This is a genomic window from Alphaproteobacteria bacterium, assembly GCA_039980135.1.
Taxonomy (GTDB): domain Bacteria; phylum Pseudomonadota; class Alphaproteobacteria; order UBA6615; family UBA6615; genus UBA8079.
Genome location: JBDXCV010000003.1, coordinates 518,922 through 538,456 on the forward strand (window position 1 = coordinate 518,922; position 19,535 = coordinate 538,456).

A 19,535-nucleotide genomic window follows, 5' to 3' on the forward strand; every position below is an offset into this window, starting at 1 on the left:
TGATCAGTTACGCAATTGTTGTTGGATGACGCCGGCCAGGCTTTCCCGGTCGAGACCGTGATGGCGCAGCGCCTCTTCGTTTGTGCCGCATACCGGCAGTTCATCAAGGCCGAACCGCGTGACCCGCGGCGTCTTCGAAAGCCCGAGTTCGGCGATGACAGAGGCGATCCGTTCGCCCTGGCCGCCGTCCCGGTAGTGATTGTCGATGGTGAAGACCCGCGCCAGCCCGTCGATTTCCGCCTCCAGCCAATCCGCGTCGATGAGGTTCAGCCAGGGCATGTTGACGACCCGACAGTCGATACCGTCATTGGCGGCGAGGCTCTCGGCGGCGGCGTATGCCTCCGACAGCATCACCGGCCCGTAGGCGAAGATGGCGGCATCGGCGCCGTCGCGGAGCCGTGTGCCCTGCCCGACCTGTAGCGCCGACGGCGCACCGGGCGTGTAGCTCAGCGCGACCGGGATCGAGGTCAGGCGCAGATAGCAGGGGCCGTCGGCCTGATCGACCATCCAATCCAGCGCGGCGGCGGTCTCCGCAGCGCTCGATGGCTCGAACGCGGTCATGCCGGGCACGCAGGACATCAACGCAATGTCGCGCACCGACTGATGGGAGTGGCCGGGCCCGGCCGGGAGAAGCCCGGCGAGGCTGCCGGCGTAGATGATCTTCGTGCGCTCGGAGGCGTTTGTGTAGACCTGCTCGTTCGCCCGCGGCGTGAGGAAGCAGGCGAAGGAATGCACGACGGGAAGCTTGCCGGACAGCGCCAGGCCGCCGGCCTGACCGACCATATCCATCTCGGCGATACCGCATTCGATGTAGCGCTCGGGATAGGTGTCGCGGAACGGGATCAGCCCGCAATCGAGGACGAGATCCGCGTCGAGCGCGACGAGGTCGGGGTTGCGGCCCCCGGCGGCAACAATCGCATCCGCATAGGCCGGGATCAGCCGTTCGACCTTCGGTGCCGCACCGGCGGGCGGGCGCGCGAATATCTCCGCGTCGAGCGGCGCGGCGCCGGCACCGGCCAACTGTGCGTTGGCGCGTTCCGTGAGTTCGGCCGTGGCCCGGTCATAATCGTCCGCAGACGGCGCGCCGCTGTGATAGCCGTAGAGTTCTAGGTCGCCGAGATCGCCCGGTTCCATGAACGACACGCCGCGGCCCTTGATGGTGTCGGCGATGATCACGCTGGGGGCGGACACATCGCGCGCCGCGTCCAGTGCCTTCGCGAAGGCATCAAGATCATGCCCGTCGCAGCGTTGGACATGCCAGCCGAAGCTGGCGAAGCGGACCTCCAGACCACCGAGGTCGCTGGTGTTCGAAACCCAGTGATCCGACTGGATCTTGTTGTGGTCGACGATCACGGTGATCGCGTCCATCCTGGCGTTGGCCGCGCCCTGCAGGGATTCCCAGATCTGGCCTTCCTGCAGTTCGCCGTCGCCGGTCATCACGTAGAAGCGGCGATCATCGCCGGTCAGCCGGTCGGCCCGCAGCATGCCCTTGGCCTTGGAGATGCCCATCCCCAGCGAGCCGGAGTTGGTTGCGATATGCGGGATGGAGACATCGGGATGCCCGGGCAGCCCACCCAGCCGCCGCAGCGTGTCGATCTTGTCGAAGGGCAGCAGGCCGAGCGAGATCAGGACGGTGTAAAGCGCGGGGACATCGTGGCCCTTGGATGAGAAGAACACATCCAGCGGCGCGCCGTCGGTATCGCAGCGCATCTCGTTCAGATAGAGCCAGGAGACCATGTCGAGGCAGGAGAAACTCGATCCCACATGGCCCGAGCCGGCCCGGGCGATCATGTAGAGCGTGTTGATCCGGCACAGGGTCGCGAACAGCGTGGTCCGCTCGGCCGGCGCGTTGAGTGCTGCCAGCGCGCGATCGATCTCGGCCTTGGGTATCAGGTTCAAATCACGCATCGGAAAAACTCACCAGGCAGAAAAGCCGCCGTCGATCACGAGATCGGCGCCGGTCATGTAGCGGGATGCATCGGACAGCAGGAACAGGATGGGTCCGGTGTAGTCGTCGGGTTCGGCCATTCGCCCGAGCGGCACCTTCGGCAGATAGCGCTCGAGGAATTCGGGGTCCTGTTCGTCGAAGACGCCGCCGAATGTCACGCTGTTGGTGCGCACACCCTGGCGCGCCCAATAGGTCGCGATGTAGCGGGTCAGATTGTAGAGCGAGGATTTGGAGGCGGAGTAGGCGACGGGTTTGAAGAAGGTCTCACCGCGCTGGCGCCGGTATTCATAGAGATTCTGGTCCGGGCTCAACGCGCCGTAGATCGACGCGATATTGACGATGGAACCGCGCCCGGCTTTGGCCATGGCGCTGCCGACCACCTGGCAGCACAGAAACACGCCCTTGGCGTTGACCGACATCACCCGGTCCCAGGATTCTTCCGGGTACGTCTCGAAGGGACCATTCTCCTCGACAGGCGCATCGGGCGGTGAATCGAGTGCGGCGGCATTGACGATGCCGTGTGGCGTCTCCCAGCGCGCCTCGATATCGGCCAGCGCGGTCTCGATGGAGGCCCGGTCGGTCACGTCCACCTCAAGCTGGGACAGGTTGTCGTCATCGGCATTTGCGATCTCGCCGGTGTCGATCATTGTGCGATCGAAGATCGCGACGCGCGCGCCCGCATCGATGGCGGCGGTCACGAATGCGCGGCCGAGGTTTCCCGCGCCGCCGGTGATGACGATCGTGCGGCCGTCGAGAGAAAAGCTGTTTGTGCTCATGATGGGGTGACTCCTGTCGGCGCGCGTTCGGCCGGCCATGGGGTGGCCGAAGCCTCGACGACGCCCTCGGCGAGAAGCGCGTGGGCGAAACCGACACAGGTCTCGAACGGCAACTCGATCCGGTCCGCGAGAGCAATCAGATCAAGCGTACCGTCGGCGAAGGCCAGGAAGTTGACGATGTCGCGCACGCTGTGAGGCAGGGTCTTGGTGTTGAGATCCGGATAGAGGCCGCGCTTGCCGAGCTGCGGTTCGCAGGGCTGTGCGGTGCGGAAATAATAGTTGCTCTCGAAGGCTGCGATGCATTTGCGCAACGCCTCGAACCCGCCACCCAACCCGGCCGGCGATGCGAGAGACAGGTCGTCCAGCGACGTGTGGTATTCCGGGAACGCGTCGAAACGTGACCGCATGATCAGGGCGATGGGAAGATCGGCGCCGGGGCTGCTGTACTGGCGCTCGTCGCTGCCGCGCTCAAGATAGGTCGAGGTCGTGAAATCCGGCGCATGGTGTGTCATCACATGGCGTGAGATCCGGTCCACCAGCGTGTCGGCCCAGCGGGTTTCCTGGAACGTGTAGTTGCGGTCGTCGCCGATACAGCTGAGCACGTAGCCGCCGATCGTGTGGGCGCGCATGGCCGCCAGATTCCGGCTCAGATAGACGATTGAGCCGATGGTCTCGGGCAGGAAAACGATGCGATAGCTGTAGCGACGATCGGTTTGGTCGGCCAGCCAGCGCGCCAGCGCGGTCAGGACGACCACGCCCGACAGGTTGTCGTTCGCCATCGACGGATGACAGGTATAGGCGGATAGCAGGATTTCCTTTTCCTCGCGGCCCGGCAGCAGCAGCTCGGCATAGGTCAGCGACCCCGGTGCCAGCGTGCTGTCGATCACCACATGATAGTTGCCTGGCTTCAAGCGGCTGCGTTGCTGTTCGCTCAGGCAGAATCCCCAGCGCGGTGTGTAATAGGACGAGATATACGGAATCGCGTCCGGCTGTTCGGGCAGGGAATAGAGATGCGGCTCCAGTTCCTCGAGGGTCATCTTCGCGTCGACCGGGGTCGAGTAGCTCATGACGTGAAGATTGTTCGCCTGGAAGTCGATGATCCTCTCGCCGGCCTCGTCGGCGATGAAGGCGTCGCGGATCGACCATTCGTCGGGCACGGTCCAGTCGAAGCATTCGGTGCCCGTCGGTACCTCATGGATTTGCAACCCGGGCAGAATTTCGCCGAGATAGGCCATCGTCTCGCGTACCCCCGGGCCGGTAATGCTCCGGCAAATCGGGAACAGGTCACGCATCCAGGCATACATCTCGTCATGCACACCCGGCGAGGGCCGGGGCATGTCGATGCGGTTCGTGAAGGGGTTTACGTTGTTCATATCTGAAGGGTGGCGGGTGCCGCGTCGTCTAGGAGGCGACCACGACGGCGCTGATATTGTCATCGGTCGTCAGGGCAACGGACGTGGTCCGGCCGACAAAGTTCCCGATTTCATAGGGTGGGGTGCCGTCGCCCGGCGACTTGATCGCGATGTCGTCACGGGTGAGCACATGGCCCGCGGGCAGATCATGTGCGGCAACGAGTTTCTTGCTCATCTTGGTCAGCGGCGCGGCCTCTTCGTCATAGGCGCGCTTGACCCCGTCGCCGAGCGCGATGTTGAGGCGTTGCAGGTCGCGGGTCAGCCGCCGCAGGCCGCTCGATTCCAGTGAGAAGGCATGGTCAGTCCCCTTCTTGGAGCGGTTGAGCGTGAAATGCTTCTCAATCACGCGGGCCCCGAGCATGTAGGCGCCGAGGCCGAGCGTGTAGCCGTTGTCATGGCTCGAGAGGCCGACAACAGTGTCGGGGAAAGCCTCACGGAAGGTCTCGACGACACGCAGGTTGAGCTTGTCGAACTCGCACGGGTAACTGGCGGTGCATTGCATGATGCAGAGTTGCGGGTTGATGGCCGCCGCCGCGTCATGGGCCCGGCGCACATCATCCATGGTGCCGCCGCCGGTGCTCATGAACATCGGCTTTCCCTGCTTGGCGACATACTCGATCAGCGGGATGTTGGTGAGATCTCCGGACGCGATCTTGTAGGCCGGCAAATCGATTTCCTCGAGGAAGTCCGCGCTCTCGAAGTCGAAGGCGGTCGAGAAGAAGGTGATGCCGAGTTCCGCGGCGCAGGCCTTGAGCTCCAGATACTCGTCGCGCCCGAACTCGAGGAACTCGCGATGTTCGCCATAGGTCGGCGCGAAGGCATTTTCGCTATTGTAGGGCTCGTCGAACATCGCCTTGGTGTACATCGTGCGGTTCGCGCGCTTCTGAAGCTTGACCGCGTTGGCCCCGCAATTCGAAGCGGCCTTGAAGAGCTCCTTGCACTGGTCAAGGTTCCCCTGGTGATTGTGGCCGATCTCGGCGATCACATAGCAATCGTTGTCGTCGTTGATCGTGTACCCGTCGACGGTAAGTTCGCGCATGGTGGTTCAGTCCAGTTGTCTGGTTGAGGAGTTGCCGGTCCGGTCAGGTGCGGTAGACCGCGCCATAATAGGAATCGGCGTAAGCCGTGTTGGTGTGTTCGTGGGCGCCGAGAATGGCGTTTCGCAGCGCATCCCAGTCGGGTTGCGGTCGATTGTCCGCATCCAGCGCGACAGGCACACAAGCGCAACGCTCTTCGAGCAACGCGCGCGCCGGGGCGCGAAATTTGAACAGTCCGAAATCGGCGAAGACGGCCGGCCGGTCGGTCGAAAGCGCGGTGGCGAAGGCTGTGGATGACGGGTCGGGCAGGATCAGCACATCGGCCTGATGGATCACCTTCTCCGACGGCTGGTTGAGTTCGCGCGCGCCGAACTGTGGGGCCATATCCATCGGGGAGCGGGTCACGATCAGCGGGTGGGGCTTGTAGAGCGTCGGGAAATCCCATTCCTTCAGCTTGGCGAGAAGTCGCGCTTCCCAATCGAGAAATGGCACGTCGGGCATGAAGGCCTGATAGGTCACCCAGTCACCGAAGAAAAAGCTCGAGAGCACCATGACCGTGGGTTTGTCTTTTGGGCCGCCCGCCACCGGCGGCGCCTTGGTGGCTGCTGCCGGCAGACCTTCCAGGGTGGGCGTGTCCGCTCGCACCAGGAGATCGGGCCGGAAGTGACCCGCGAGACCCTCGGCCTGGGTCGGTGTGAAGGACACGAAATGATCGCAGGTGTCGAACTCGACGATGTTCTTGAACCACTCGTCGGTGAACTGCCCCGACCCCGCGCCGTGATCATGGGCCACAACCCGACCGCCGCGCTGGCGGACCGCATGGCGCAGCAGCCGCGACCAGATGTTTCCGCCGCTGCCCGTCCAAAGCTGGGCCGGTATCGGCGTGCCACAGGTCTCCAGGTCGCGCAGATGGGCGACGATCAACGCCATCGCCGGGTGCAGCCATTCTCGCAGATAGGTTTCGAGGAAGGCGGGCGAACATGTGCTGCCGGCGGCATAGCCGGCATTGAACGCCGCCATACCTTTTTCGACGGCCCGGTCGAGCGCCGGTGCATCGACGAGTGACAAATCCGTTTCGCGCGGGGTGAACCAGAGATGCGGGCGTCTGAACGTAACAGGCGTATCGATGGATCGCGCATGGGCGGCCATCACCTCGTCGACCCCCAGCGCGATGATTTCAGTTTCATAGTCCGGCCCCGACAGACGTCGCCGGATGATGCCGTCGCGCATCATCAGGTCGCGGGCCAGACGCAGCGGCGCGCGCAGGAGGCGCGGTGCGCCGGGGCCGTTCTGCAGATGCCAGATGATCGACGGCGCCGGCGGAGCGGTTTCGTTGAGGACCGCGGCAAGCGCACGGCCACGCGACGGCGGCAGGGGTTCGCGCCCGGCTTGCCGGAACGCGTCGGTCACGAGCGATGCCTGGAACAGGGACAACGCGTCGATGAAGAAATGATGCGCCAGCAGGAAGAAGGCCTGGTCGGCGAGCGAGTCCGACCCGGCGGTCTCGCGCAATCCCGCAACCAGCTGCGCCGCGGCGGCGTCGCGCATCGGCTTGTGACTGCCGACCGGAACCGGCCAGAAGAAGTCGCGCACGCCGTCACCGTCGATGGCGACGTTTTCCATCTCGAGCGGATAGGGCGTTGCGGTCATGATGGTCTGTGTGTCTTCGGGGGGCATCGAACAGTCAGGTTCAACCGGTGCCCTGCCCGACCTGGCCAACCTGGCCGACGACATCGCCAGCGAGCTCCAGCGCCTCGCGCACCACGACTTCAAAATCATCGACGGCGAAGCTGCCCTCGCGGCTGAGAATTTCGCGCAGGGCGAATTGCATCTTGGCGCAGGTGGCAAGCGCGATGAGCGGTTCGCGTCCCGCCGTCTCGTCGAGGGCGTCGAACAGCGGCCCGAAGCGGTCGGTGATGTCCGGCGGGAAGGGGAAGTCTGACCCGTATTCGCTGTCGCTGATCGGGGTGCCGCCCGTGCCGGGGGCGGCGGTCTTGGTAATCAGGTAGCGAAGGTCGCCGTCGCCGAGCCAGACGGTATCATCGGGAAACAGGGTCCGGCGGTGGCTCGTGTCGTAGGAGACGCCATAGGGCAGCGGTTTCGGGTTGTCGAACCCGAAGTCGGCGAGACGGGTGCTGAAATCCGCGTCCGAATAGGTGCGCAGATACGGGACCTTCCAGTCGTCCAGATACTCGGCGACGTAGCGGTTGGCATAGCCCATCAGGCGAAGCGCGGCGATGCAGGCATCGGCCGGCACGTTGGCGAGGAGGTTGCGGAACCGGCGAACGGCGTACCAGTAGGCGCCGCCCGCGCCATACACATAGATCCAGGCCTGGCCGCCGATCTTGAGCACGCGCGCCAGTTCGCGCAGGCAGGTATCCGGATTGTGGGTGTGCATGACCACGCCATTGCACCAGAGGAAGTCGAAGCTCTCATCCTCGAACGGGAGCGATTCGAGACTGGTTTCATGACCGGCGAAGGCATCGAAGCCGAAGCTTTCCAGATTGCGTGACGTGCTCTCAATGTTGATCGGGCTGATGTCCGCAAAGTCCACATGGGCGGCACCGTTCGACAGCATGAAGATCGAGCCGCGACCGTTGCCGCAGCCCGCGTCGAGGCATTTCTTGCCCTCGAATATCGCGCGCGGATCGAGATCGTTGGCCGCGAAGCGCTGGGTGAAGAAGCCGACGAACTCCTCCATCTCCGGGCGATCATAAAGGGCGAAGGTCTTGCCGAAGACGGTGTCGTGCTGGGATTCGAGATTGTTGCTCATGGGGTTTCCGATTGGCGTTTGTACCGGGGGCCGAGGTTCCGGGTATGGGTTTAAGCGGCCGGTGTGTCGTCGGCCAGATGGCCGGGAAGGGTCCAGCGCCCAGCATCGTCGCGATGCCAGATGTCTGTGTTGCGGTAGCGGTCCATGACCGCGTCGAAGTCTTGCCGGGACATGTCCAGAAAACCGGTAAAGGCCTCGATGAAGGGTTCGCTGAGGTCCTGCAGGTCATGCCGGCGCACCAGTTCCTTGGCGGCGTCGCGGGTCAGCCGCCCGTTGCGGATGTCTTCGCATGCATGGTCGGTTGCACGGCCATAGCCGAACTTCAGGACCTTGAAGTACTGGTGGATACGATGAATTTTCTCGTCGATGCCGACATAGTTCCGGAACGTTCCTTCGGCCGGTTCGGGCAGGGCCTGGAAGCCGTGTCCGCGGGCGATGTCCAGATGGGTTTCGGAATCCCAGTGGAAGAAATGGCTCATGAACATCGCCTTGGTCGGCGATGACGGCAGTTCCTCGGGATAGTCGTAGGCGAGCAAATGGTCGTAGGGAATGTCATAGGCCTCGGCGACATGGCGGGCGTCGTGACCGTCATTGGCGGCGAATTTCATGAACCAGTCATGGGTCATCTCGGCGCTCTCGGCGATGGACGCGTCGCCGCCATACTCGAAGGCCGAATTTTCCCCGAGCATGACGAGCGGAATTTCGAACCGCAGCGCCACGCGCAACGGCATGGCGTGCAACAGCGTATGGCTCAGCAGGTCGGGGTCACCGTAATCCTCGAACCCGATGCGGATCAGGCGACGGTGAAGGGGCTGTGCGGGCGTGAAGACAAACAGGTTCGCTCCCATGTTCGGGATCACCGAGAGATTCTGCACGCCGATCTCGGTCTTCATGCCGTAGTCGATATTCACCGCGAGGATGCGCAGGTCGTTGCCGAGCACGCGGTGCACCTGGGTGATACTGTCCTTGCCGCCGCTCACCGGTACGAGGACATCATAGAGCGGTGCCTTCTTCGCCTTGGTCTCGGCGATCAGTTCCCTGAAGGCCTCGCTGCGTGCCGCCCAGTCGATGCCGGCGACGGCGGCGTTCTTCTGGTCATGGGCAAGGCAGGCGCCGCACACGCCGTGCGCGTCGAACACGACGTGGGGTTTGCTGTCGGGGATCAGGCATTTGCGGCAGTAGCGCACGTGTAATCCTATTCGCGAAACTTGACGATCTCGGCCGGGCGGCCCTGGACGATCGCGTTTTGTGGAATGTCTCCGGAGACAATCGAAGACGCCGATACAACGGCGCCGTTGCCGATGCGCGCACCGCGCAACACGAAGACGTAGGCGCCGAGCCAGGCATCTTCGCCAATGGCGATCGGCGCGTGTTTGAAGCCCTGGTCCCGGATCGGGATTCCCTTGGCGAAATTATGATCCGAGACGTTCAAATAACAGTAACCGGCGGTGATGGTGCCGCGACCGATGGTAACGTCGCGACCCGCGTTGATGATCGAACCCATGCCGATGCTGGCATTCTCGCCCACCGCGATCGTGGCGTTGTTCGCCGCAACCAACCGGGCGTTGGTGTCGAGAGTCGAGCGGTCATGCAGGACGATCGTGCCGTTCTCGCGGTTCTTCAGATGCACGCCGGGCATCAGGGTTACGTTGTCACCGATCTGCAAATTCGCCGGCTTGCCGTCGATCTGCAGCAGCAGGCGGCCGAGAACCCGCAGCCCGCGGCCATAGGGGATGCCGAGCATGCGGAAGCGCATCTGGTAATAACGCGTCCAGAATCCTGCGCATTTGCGGATCTCGACCGTTTCGTCATAGCGCAACGGAATGTCGCCGGCATCGCTGTAGCCGAGGTCGATTGCGGGCTGTGTATTGGCGTCGCTCATTGGGCGGCCGAGGTCATGGCCTGGGTCCCAGCGTCGGCCGGGAATTCTTCGAGGAACATCCGTGCATTGATCACTGCGAACAGGAACAGCCCCTCATGATTGTCGAGGTCGGGTGCATCGAGCAGCGACTCGACGGTCTCGCGCCGGACGATATCGTAGATCGCCCCGTCGTCGAGAACCTGTGCCCGGACGTCGGGGTCGTTGCGGTCGAGGAAGCCAAACAGGGGCGCGTTGAATCCGACCTTGCGGCGATTGTCGAGAATAGCGTCGGGGACGATGCCCCGCATGGCTTCACGCAGGACCGCTTTCGCCTTGCCGTCCTGGACGAGATGGCGAGTCGGTACGGCGTAGCAGGTGTCGAACAGGTTGCGGTCGAGGAAGGGCGAGCGGTTCTCGATGGAGAAATACATCGCGTTGAGATCTTCTTCGTGGAGCGGCGGCGGGATGGTCTCGACGAACAACTCGTTGAGCATCCGATTGCGCAGGACATCACTGTCCCAGCTGTCTTCCGTGAACGGCTCGCTCCATGGCGACGTCAGGCTTTGTGAAAACGCCTCGGCGTTCATATAGAGGTGGCGTCGTTCGTCGGAATTGTCGACGAACATATCCGGGTTCCGCAGCAGCGGGTTCAGCACATGAGGCAGGATGTGTGTTTCCCAGTTGGCGCGCGCGTTGTCGTAGTCCGGCGTTCCATGCATCGCGGCGAGATAGGCGAGGTGGTGGTCGTAATAGCCGGAGAACAGCTCGTCGGCGCCGGTACCGCTGATGGCGATCTTGTAGCCGGCGTCGTGGACCGCCTCCATCAATAGCCAGTGACAATAGGCCGAGATGGTGAAAACCGGCGCGTCATGCTGGCGGATCAGAGTGCGCAGCCGGGGCAGGAAATCCTTGGTCTCGAGCGGCACTTCGGTGTGACGCAGATTCTGCGCATCCACCGCCGCATTCACCATGTCCTGCTCGATGTAGCGGGAATCCTGATTGACCACAGTGAAACCATGCACGTCATACTCGAACATGTTGGCCGCGATGCTGATCAGGGAGTTCGAATCAATCCCGCCGCTCATGCAGAAGGCGAGCGGCACGTCGGCGCGCAGGCGAATACGGACGGCATCAATGACGGCCTCGCGTGCCTGTTCGACAGCATCGTCGAAACCGAGCGCGTCGTTGCGCGCGATATCAGGGTTCCAGTAACGCGCGGGTGCAGCACTGAAATCGCTGCCGAGCTGCAACATGGCGCCGGCCGGAAGTTCGCGCACGTCGTCGAAGAAGGTCTCGCTGGATTTGTAGAGCGCCCGGTAGCCGTTGACGATCAGGCGCTGGAGTTGCGCGGTGTTCGGGCGAAGCGGGCGTCCGGCAAGGGCGGCGATGAATTTCACTTCCGAGCCGAAATACATCCCGTCGTCGGCGGACAGCATATACAGCGGCTTCTCGCCGAACCGGTCACGGGCGAGGGTCAGGAAGCCGGATTTTTCATCGAAGGCGGCGATGGCCCACATGCCTTCGCATCGATCTAGGGCCCCGGCCATTCCCCATTGCGCAATCGCGGCGAGGAGCACCTCGGTATCGCTCTGGGTCGTGAAGGTTACCGACCGCGACTCGAGCTCACGACGCAGTTCCACGAAATTGTAGATCTCGCCGTTCGTCGCGACCACATGCGGCCCACGCTGCATCGGCTGGTTGGCCCGCTGATCGAGGTCGATGATCGACAACCGGCTGTGCAGCAGGTCGACGTGTCGCTCGGGCCCTGCGGCGTGATGATAGACACCCACAGCGTCCGGCCCGCGCCGGCCCATCAACGCGTGACAGGCCGCCACGGCCGCGTCGGACAGCTTGCGTTTACCGATATATCCGGCGATGCCGCACATCTGGCTAGCTGTCCTCACCCAGATCGGTCAGGTCGCCATCGAGCCAGCGCACCATTTGCATTTTCTGTTCGCTCAGATACGCCTCGAATGCGTCGTCGTGACCCTGTTCAACCAGCACGACGAAATTCTTCGCCTCTGCATTCCGCACCAGCGCGCCGCGGAGGCCGAAACCGGCAAGGCGCCCGTTGAGCGAAGGCGTGGCGTAGAATCCCCAATCGGTGCGGGCGAAATCACACTCGCCGCCCGCGGGCGTGGTGAAGGTCACCTGTTCGCCCGGCTCGAGCGCCACGGAACCGCAATCCAGAAGGGTCCGGCCGGCGGCGCCGAAGGCGCGCGGCGGCGATGTCGGATCGAACTTCACGCCGCCACCTCGCCGGCCTGTCCCTGGGTGGCGTGCGCCGCGTCCTCGAGGAACATCCGGGCACAGACGAAACCGAACAGGAACTTGCTCTCGCTGTTGGCGAGGTTGTCCTGATCGAGCATTGCTTCGACGGCGTCACGGCGGACCAGATCGAAGACCGGTCCGTCGTCCAGCACCTGGGCGCGCACTTGCGGGTCCTTCGTGTCGAGCAGGTCGCCGATAGGTGCGTTGAAGCCGACCTTGCGGCGATTGTCCACGATCGCATCCGGGGCGATGCCACGGATGGCTTCGCGCAGGACCGACTTGGCCTTGCCGTCCTGGACGAGATGCCGGGTCGGCACGCTGGCCGCGGTCTCGAAGAGGTTCCGGTCGAGGAACGGCGAGCGGTTCTCGATCGAGAAATACATCGCGTTGGCGTCGTCTTCGTGGAGGATCACCGGAACCGACTCATGGAAAAGCTCGTTCATCATCCGGTTGCGCAAAAGCCCGTCGCAATAGCGCGTCTCCGAGAAGGGTTCGGACCATGGTTCGTGGAGCGCGTCGGAGAACATATCGGCGTTGAGATAGATGTGGTTGCGAAATGACGGGTCGTTCATGAACAAGTCCGGATCCTGGAGATGCGGGTTGCGGACGATCGGCGCGACATGCTCGCGCCAGGCCGCCAGCGCTGTCGCGTGCGATGCGGTGTCCCCGGCGACCTCGTACAGGTAGGCGTTGTGATGATCGTAATAGCCGGTGAACAGTTCGTCCGCCGCGGTGCCCGACAGGGAAATCCGGTAGCCGGCATCGGCGACCGCCTGCATCAGCAGCCAGTGAACATAATAGGAGATCGTGTACACGGGAGCGTCGTGTTGGTGCACGAGGGTGCGGAGATTGCCGAGGAAGCCATCGGTCGACAGGGGCACGCCCGTGTGCCGGATACCGAGCTCGGCGACACTCAAATCGACCATGTCCTGTTCTTCATAGCGCGCGTCGGTGTTCAGGATCGTGAAACCGTGGACGTCGGCATCGAATTCGCGGCGTGCGATGGCGACGATGGCGTTTGAATCGACCCCGCCCGACAGGCAGAAGGCGAGCGGCACGTCGGCGCGCAGGCGTAACCCCACGGCGTCGATCAGGGCGCCGCGCGTGGCGGCGACCGCGTCGTCGAAACCCATCGCCGGGTCCGGCGCCGCCGACCAGGACCAGTAGCGCGCCCGTTCGCTGCTGCCGTCGGCCCGCAGGGTCAGTGAGGTGCCCGGGGGCAGCTCCTCGACGCCATCGAAAAACCCTTCATCGACCTTGTGCAGCGCCTTGTAGCCGTTCACGAGGAACCGGGTGAGGTGGTTGCGATTGACGCTCGGGGTGGTGCCGGCGAGCGCGAACAGAAACTTCGGCTCCGATCCGAAATACAGTCCCGCCGCGGTTTGCATCAGGTAGAGCGGCTTTTCTCCGAACCGGTCGCGAACCAGGGTCAGGGTCCGGCCAGCTTCGTCGAGCGCGGCAAAGGCCCACATGCCCTCACCCCGATCCAGGGTCTTTTCCAGTCCCCATTCTTCGATGCCCGCGAGGAGCACCTCGGTATCGCTCTGGGTCTTGAATGTCGCGCCCGCGGCGCGCAGCTCATCGCGCAGTTCGCGGTAGTTATAAAGCTCGCCGTTGGTGGCGACGACATGATCGCCGCGCCGCATCGGCTGGTTGGCCCGGGGGTCGAGGTCGATGATCGACAGGCGGCTGTGCAGCAACAGCGCGTGTTTGCCTGGCGCCAGTTCGAAGCTATGCCGGCCGTTGGCGTCGGGCCCGCGGCGAACCATCAACGCCTCACACGCCTCGATGCGCGCCGTCGACGGCGGGGTCGGCCCCAGATATCCCGCGATGCCGCACATGGTCTAGTCGAGCGCGCTTTCGTCAATGGGGGCGCCGGCTGCGATGGCTTGCGTCGCGCGTCGCCCAATCAGCGAGGGTTCTTCTGCCGGCGCAGTTCCTTCGGCCGGCCGCAGGCACACCGTATCGTCGGCCGACAGGATGCTGCCCGCCGCAATATCGCGCAGCGCGTGCACGGACCGCCGCACCGCCGTGCGAACTTCGGTCTCGACCGGAAGCACCCGTTTTCCGCCAGTGCCGATAAGAATCTCGGCCTGCCGCACGCGATGGACAAGTGATTTGAGGTCGTCGGGATCGGCGGACAGCGCGTGGTCACGGAAATCCGAGTAAGCCTTGTCCAAGGTGAAATGTTTTTCGATCACGCGGGCGCCGAGGGCGACGGACAACACGGCCGCATCGGGGCCGGCGGTGTGGTCGGAATAGCCGACCATGGCGCCGAGGGTTGCAAGGTCGGCGATCGCCGAGAGATTGGCATCGGCCTCCTCGGTCGGATAGCTGACCACGCAGTGGAGGATGACGACCCCCGGATCCACGCCGTTGGCGGCATGCACGGCGGCGATTGTCTGCTGGGCGGTGCGGACCTCGTCGAGAGTCGCCGCACCGGTCGACAGCAGGATCGGTTTGCCGGTCTGTGCCACCGTTTCGAGGAGCCGCGTGTAGGTGCAGTCTCCCGATGCGATCTTGAAGGCAGGCACGATCGGATCGAGCCATTCGACCGCAGGCAGATGGAACGGGGTCGACAGGAAAAGTACATCCTTCTCGCGCGCCGTGGCGGCGAGGGATTCGAATTCCGCGCGGGACAGTTCGAAGCGCCCGAGCTGTTCGAGGCGCGCCGGTTGATCGGCGGCGACGAGGCGGCTCGGTTCGATCGTCTGGAACTTCACCGCGTCGGCGCCGGCATCGGCGGCCGCTATAACCATCTCGCGCGCGACCTCGACATCGCCTTCATGATTGTTGCCGACCTCGGCGATGATCATCACCGATTCGGACAGATCATGCTGGGCGATATGGATGGGTCTGTTGGGTTCAGCGGGCATGGCGATGGAAAATATGGCTGGCGGAGTCGAACCTGAATCCGAGCGATTCATAGAGTCGGATCGAGGCGGTGTTGGCGAGTTGCGTGCCGACCCGAATGGGCGCGCCCGGATTGCAGGTGCCGGCGGCGAAGGTGATCATGGCGCGCGCAAGGCCGGTGTTGCGCGCCGCGCTGTTGACGGCGACAAGGTCGATCACGACATCGCCGTCCCGGTCGAGCAGTTGCAGGAAACCGCTGACCTGTCCGTTCTGGCGACCGACCACCATCCATTCGCCGCGCTGGCCGGCGAAAAAATTTCTCGCCCAGTCGGCCTTGATCCGGTCTGCGATCCGGTCGTCGATCTCCGGGTCGGCATGAAAACGGTCGGTCCTGAAATTTTCACCGGCGATCCGCGCCACGTGGTCGGCGTCGTCGGGGTCACCCATGCCGACATCGGCGTTGAACTGTGCTGTCTCGACCCTGCCTGTTCGCAAGAAGCTGAGGCTTGTATCGACAAGCGTGAAACCCGCGGCCCGCAGAGCCTGGGGTCGTGCCAGGTCGGCAACCGGCACGCGGGCATCGATGAATGCCGGTGTCGGCACATCGATACGGGACGGCGCGGCATCGGCGGCGAGATGCCACGCCGGTTTACCAAGCCGTTCACCGAGCCAGGCATCCTCTGTCAGACCCGATGGGCTCACGAGGCCGCCAGCTGATTGCCTTTGCGCTCGAACAGGTTCTTGTACCACTCGATATATTCGACGAAGCCCTTGTCGAGGGGGAATTGCGGGTCGTAGCCGATCAGACGGCGTGCCTTGTCGACCGACAGCGTACCGCGCTCCGGCATCAGCACATCGCGGTCCTCATACTTCACGCGGACGTCCGGGAAATGGGCCTCGATGATCTCGGCCATCTGCGCGATTGAACGTGCGCCGCCATAGGTCAGGTTGAAGGTCTCGTTGCGGGAGTTCTCGTTCTCGATCACCTTCTCGATACCCTGCACAAGATCGCCGATATAGGTGAAGTCGAGGGCGTCGGTGCCGTCGCCGAAAACCGTGACATCGGCGCCCTGGATGGCGTTCTCGATGAAGATCTGGCCGACGCGCCGGCTGACGCAGCGCTCGCCATAGAGCGCCGACGGCCGCACGATCGTGTAGGGAAGATCGAACACCTGATTGTAGGCGATGACCATTTTCTCGCCGGCGAACTTCAGGGCGCCATAGATGCCGAGCGGATCGCAGATCGTGTCCTCGGTGACCGTGTTCCCGTGGAAATTTCCATAGACCATCGAGGAGGAGAAGAAGACGAAATGCTCAACCGTGCCGCGCGAATAGTCGAGCGCGTTCTCGAGTGTACGCAGGCTGTGGTCGAAGGTGCTGTAGGGGTCCTTGTTCGACCGGTTGGCGTGGGAGACCGCCGCGAGCTGGACGACAACCTGAGGCTCGATGTCCGAGAGCATGTTGGACAGCGCGTGATACTCCCGCGCATCCTGAAGATGCACGGGGATATCCGCCTGGCGCAGCAGGTCGAGCCGCTCCTGGGTGATCTGGATATAGAGCTCGCGGTTGACCATATCGTTCTGGGAGTTTCCGAACGCGTACAGGTTGTTCACCTGCAGACTGTCGATGATATGCACGTCCGCACCCAGCGCCTTCAGGCGTAGGGCCAGATTATGGCCGATGAAACCGGCGCCGCCGACCAGGGCGATCCGGCGGTTGGCGATCGGGATGGTCATGAGAGAACCTCGCTTGTGACATCTTTGACCGCCGCGACAATGGTTTCCATGTGGCTCTCATCGAGATGAGGCCCGACAGGAAGGGCGATCGAACAATTGCTGATCCAGCTGGCAACCGGATGGTCTTCGGGGGCATGCCCGAACCGGTCGCGATAATAGGTGGTCTGAGGCACGGGTCCGGGATAATGGACCGATGTGCCGATGCCCCGGGCGTTCAGGGCCTGGATGACATCCGTGCGCTTGTCGGCGTCGCCGGCATCCAGCATGACGTTGAAGCAGTAGTGGCCTGAAACGAAACGCCCCTCGGGCCGGTCGAACAATGTCAGCCCGGCTACGTCGCGCAGGCCGCCGTCGAGCACTTCGAAATTCGCGCGCCGCTGGCCGAGAAAACGATCCAGTTTCTTGACCTGCTCGACGCCGATGGCCGCCTGTAGTTCGTTCATCCGGAAATTGTAGCCCAGTGTGACCACATCATAGATGCCGGGGACCTTGCGTTCGTGCATGGCGCGGTCGACTCCGAACGCCTTGCGCAGGCGCATGCGGCCGGCAAGATCGCTGTCACGGGTGATGACCATGCCGCCTTCGGCGGTGGTCATGTGCTTGACCGGGTAGAAGGAGAACACGCCGGCATCGCCAAACAGGCCGGCATGCACCCCGTCGAGCCGGGTGCCGATGGCCAGCGCCGCGTCCTCGAGCACGAACAGGTCATGCGCCGCGGCGATCTCCATCACCCGCACCATGTCCACCGGCATGCCGAGATAGTGGACGACGGCGATGCCGCGGGTCCTGGGCGTGATGGCGGCGGCCAGCGCGTCGAGGTCGATGTTGCCGGTATTCGGTTCGGCATCCACGAACACCGGCGTGGCACCGGTATAGGCGACGGTGTGCACCGTCGCGGTGTGGGTCTGGGCCGGGACGATCACCTCGTCTCCCGGACCAATCCCGCATGTGAACCAGGCCAGATGCAGCCCGGCCGTGCAGGAAGATACGGTGAGCGCCTCGGGGGCCCCGGTCCAGGCCGCGAAGTCGGCCTCGAACTGTCGGCCACGCGGGCCATGCGCCAGGATCGGGTCGTCGAGTGCGGCCATCACGGCGGCGCGCTCTTCGTCTTCGATCATCGGGCGTCCGAAAGGTATGTCAGTCACGGGCGTGGTTCACTCAGTGATAGTTGATGTCTTGCGGTTTGCCGGTTGTCACCGCGCGTTCAATGGCCAGCGATACGGCCATCGCGTCCAGCACGTCCGCGCGTGACACCTCGGCATCCCCGCCATCGAGAAGCAACGACACGAAGGACGGGATCAGGTCGCCCTTGAACGACCCGGGATAGGGATCGTCGAGAAGGTCCGGCGGCGTTTCGGGGTCGCGGCTGCGATAGAGCCGCGCCGCGTCGGGTGCGTTGCGCCAGGTGCCGTTCGTGCCGAACACAACCACGTCGTGGAAGTGGGGATAGACGCACGGAAAGTTTGCGCTGACCTTTGCGATGCTGTCGTCGGGAAACCGAAGCAGGGCGACGACGGTGTCATTGAAAGAAAATTCGGTGTCACGGGAGGCGCGTTGCGTGCCCATGGCCGATACCTCCACGGGCCGCCGGCCGGTGAGCCAAAGCAGCAGGTCGATCATGTGGATGCCGCCGCCATGGGTGACCGAATAGAACGGCAACGTGCCGCGCCATCCGTTGAGGATTTTCTCCATCCGGCCATAATTATAGTCGCCTTCCAGATAGTAGATATCGCCCAGCTCGTCGCTGTCCAGAAGGGCCTTCAACCGCGCGAATCGCGGATACTTCCGAAGGATGAGGTTCGACGATATCTGAACATCGGGGCGTCGGGTCAGCGCCTCGGATATGGCCGCGAACTCCTCGTCGTGAAAGCAAAGCGGTTTCTCGACAAAAATATGTTTGCCCGCGGAGACCGCCGCCAGAACCTGTGCGGCATGGGCGTCGTCATAGGATGCGATCGAGACGGCGTCGATGTCCGGGTCGTCCAGCACATCTTTCGGGCTGGGGGTGGTTCGGGCATTCGGATGCCGGGCGGACACTTCGCCCAGATGAGTTTCGTCGATATCGCAAAGCGTTGTCACGCGGCAGCGGGAATCCTGTTCGAACCCGGCGATATGGGCCTCGCCGACCCCGAGACCGATGATTCCGACCCTTAATTCATGATCGTTCATGTTGACGCCAATTCGACGCCGGCGCGCAGTTTCAGGATCTCGTCGAGACCATAGGACCAATGGGGCGCATCCATTCTTGCCACCAGTGTCTCGAACGCTCGGAAATCGTCTTCGGTATCGACGCTCAGATTGATATCTCCGAGCGCCCGGCCGCTGGTGAATTCGGCAATGCGCCAGTCCTCGGCTGTTCGATAAAACAGCGGGGTGACATGCTCGATATCCTCAGCCGACGTCATCAAGGTTCGGGCCCGGCGGAAAGCGCCGGCGTCGAGCAGTTCGACGGACATTCCCTTGGGGTAGGTGCGATGTTTCACGTTGGTCACGAGGTCGGCTGTCGTTTTTGCGTAGAGGGCGCGCGCCTCGGTGACGAGCGTTGTGTCGAGCAGCGGGCTGTCCCCGCTGACCCGGACAAAGGCGTCGGCGCCCGTCTCGTCGAGCGCCTTTATGAAACGCGAGGCAACATCATCCAGCGGCCCACGTACGCAGGTCACGCTTTGTGTGTGACAGAAAGCGGCCACCGGGTCGTCGTCGGCATTGCCGGACGTTGCCACCACGGTCCGGATATCGGGCGCCAGGCGCGCCAGCCGCTCAAGCAGGTAGCCGAGCAATGGCTTGCCGTGGGCCGGACGCAACACCTTGCCCGGCAAGCGTGCCGAACTCATGCGGGCCTGAACGACGACTACCGGGGGCAATTTGAAT

Annotated in this window: 17 protein-coding genes; all 17 read right to left on the bottom strand. The window is 63.5% G+C overall.

The features are described from left to right. Nucleotides 1-3: 3 nt before the first annotated feature. Genes ABJ363_04375 through ABJ363_04455 form a run of 17 tightly spaced genes read right to left on the bottom strand, consistent with a single transcriptional unit; the run spans nt 4 to nt 19,528 of the window. The gene (locus ABJ363_04375; protein MEP4378215.1) at nt 4-1,908 is read right to left on the bottom strand and encodes a transketolase C-terminal domain-containing protein; all 1,905 of its coding nucleotides are present in this window, start codon (nt 1,906-1,908) and stop codon (nt 4-6) included. Nucleotides 1,909-1,917: 9 nt separating this feature from the next. Beyond that, nucleotides 1,918-2,724 (bottom strand): SDR family oxidoreductase, encoded by an 807-nt coding sequence (locus tag ABJ363_04380; GenBank protein ID MEP4378216.1) that lies wholly within the window; start codon nt 2,722-2,724, stop codon nt 1,918-1,920. Next, a complete protein-coding gene (locus ABJ363_04385; GenBank protein MEP4378217.1) occupies nt 2,721-4,097 on the bottom strand; it encodes a DUF4910 domain-containing protein in 1,377 nt (458 codons plus the stop codon). The genes ABJ363_04380 and ABJ363_04385 overlap by 4 nt, the downstream gene beginning before the upstream one ends. 28 nt (nt 4,098-4,125) lie before the next feature. Further along, a complete protein-coding gene (locus tag ABJ363_04390; protein MEP4378218.1) occupies nt 4,126-5,175 on the bottom strand; it encodes an N-acetylneuraminate synthase family protein in 1,050 nt (349 codons plus the stop codon). Between the two features lie 43 nt (nt 5,176-5,218). Continuing rightward, complete coding sequence (locus ABJ363_04395) at nt 5,219-6,823, bottom strand: hypothetical protein (protein ID MEP4378219.1); 1,605 nt, start codon at nt 6,821-6,823, stop codon at nt 5,219-5,221. Between the two features lie 40 nt (nt 6,824-6,863). Next, complete coding sequence (locus tag ABJ363_04400) at nt 6,864-7,946, bottom strand: class I SAM-dependent methyltransferase (GenBank protein MEP4378220.1); 1,083 nt, start codon at nt 7,944-7,946, stop codon at nt 6,864-6,866. Nucleotides 7,947-7,996: 50 nt separating this feature from the next. After that, entirely contained in the window at nt 7,997-9,133 is a 1,137-nt protein-coding gene (locus ABJ363_04405) for an N-acetyl sugar amidotransferase (protein ID MEP4378221.1), read from the bottom strand. An 8-nt stretch (nt 9,134-9,141) separates the two neighbouring features. Next, a complete protein-coding gene (locus ABJ363_04410) occupies nt 9,142-9,828 on the bottom strand; it encodes an acyltransferase (GenBank protein MEP4378222.1) in 687 nt (228 codons plus the stop codon). Beyond that, nucleotides 9,825-11,693, bottom strand: a complete 1,869-nt coding sequence (asnB, locus tag ABJ363_04415) for an asparagine synthase (glutamine-hydrolyzing) (GenBank protein ID MEP4378223.1) — start codon at nt 11,691-11,693, stop codon at nt 9,825-9,827. Before asnB (ABJ363_04415) ends, ABJ363_04410 begins: the two co-directional genes overlap by 4 nt. A gap of 4 nt (nt 11,694-11,697) precedes the next feature. After that, nucleotides 11,698-12,054, bottom strand: a complete 357-nt coding sequence (locus ABJ363_04420; GenBank protein MEP4378224.1) for a hypothetical protein — start codon at nt 12,052-12,054, stop codon at nt 11,698-11,700. After that, on the bottom strand, nt 12,051-13,919 hold the full coding sequence (asnB, locus tag ABJ363_04425; GenBank protein MEP4378225.1) for an asparagine synthase (glutamine-hydrolyzing): 1,869 nt from the start codon (nt 13,917-13,919) through the stop codon (nt 12,051-12,053). The genes ABJ363_04420 and asnB (ABJ363_04425) overlap by 4 nt, the downstream gene beginning before the upstream one ends. Before the next feature lie 3 nt (nt 13,920-13,922). Next, complete coding sequence (locus ABJ363_04430; GenBank protein MEP4378226.1) at nt 13,923-14,954, bottom strand: N-acetylneuraminate synthase family protein; 1,032 nt, start codon at nt 14,952-14,954, stop codon at nt 13,923-13,925. After that, on the bottom strand, nt 14,944-15,633 hold the full coding sequence (locus tag ABJ363_04435; GenBank protein ID MEP4378227.1) for a GNAT family N-acetyltransferase: 690 nt from the start codon (nt 15,631-15,633) through the stop codon (nt 14,944-14,946). The genes ABJ363_04430 and ABJ363_04435 overlap by 11 nt, the downstream gene beginning before the upstream one ends. Further along, nucleotides 15,630-16,667, bottom strand: coding sequence for an NAD(P)-dependent oxidoreductase (locus tag ABJ363_04440; protein ID MEP4378228.1), 1,038 nt, complete (start codon nt 16,665-16,667; stop codon nt 15,630-15,632). The genes ABJ363_04435 and ABJ363_04440 overlap by 4 nt, the downstream gene beginning before the upstream one ends. Beyond that, entirely contained in the window at nt 16,664-17,785 is a 1,122-nt protein-coding gene (locus tag ABJ363_04445; GenBank protein ID MEP4378229.1) for a DegT/DnrJ/EryC1/StrS family aminotransferase, read from the bottom strand. Before ABJ363_04445 ends, ABJ363_04440 begins: the two co-directional genes overlap by 4 nt. A 40-nt stretch (nt 17,786-17,825) precedes the next feature. After that, nucleotides 17,826-18,836 (bottom strand): Gfo/Idh/MocA family oxidoreductase, encoded by a 1,011-nt coding sequence (locus ABJ363_04450; protein ID MEP4378230.1) that lies wholly within the window; start codon nt 18,834-18,836, stop codon nt 17,826-17,828. Next, nucleotides 18,833-19,528 (bottom strand): NTP transferase domain-containing protein, encoded by a 696-nt coding sequence (locus ABJ363_04455; GenBank protein MEP4378231.1) that lies wholly within the window; start codon nt 19,526-19,528, stop codon nt 18,833-18,835. The genes ABJ363_04450 and ABJ363_04455 overlap by 4 nt, the downstream gene beginning before the upstream one ends. Nucleotides 19,529-19,535 lie beyond the last annotated feature (7 nt).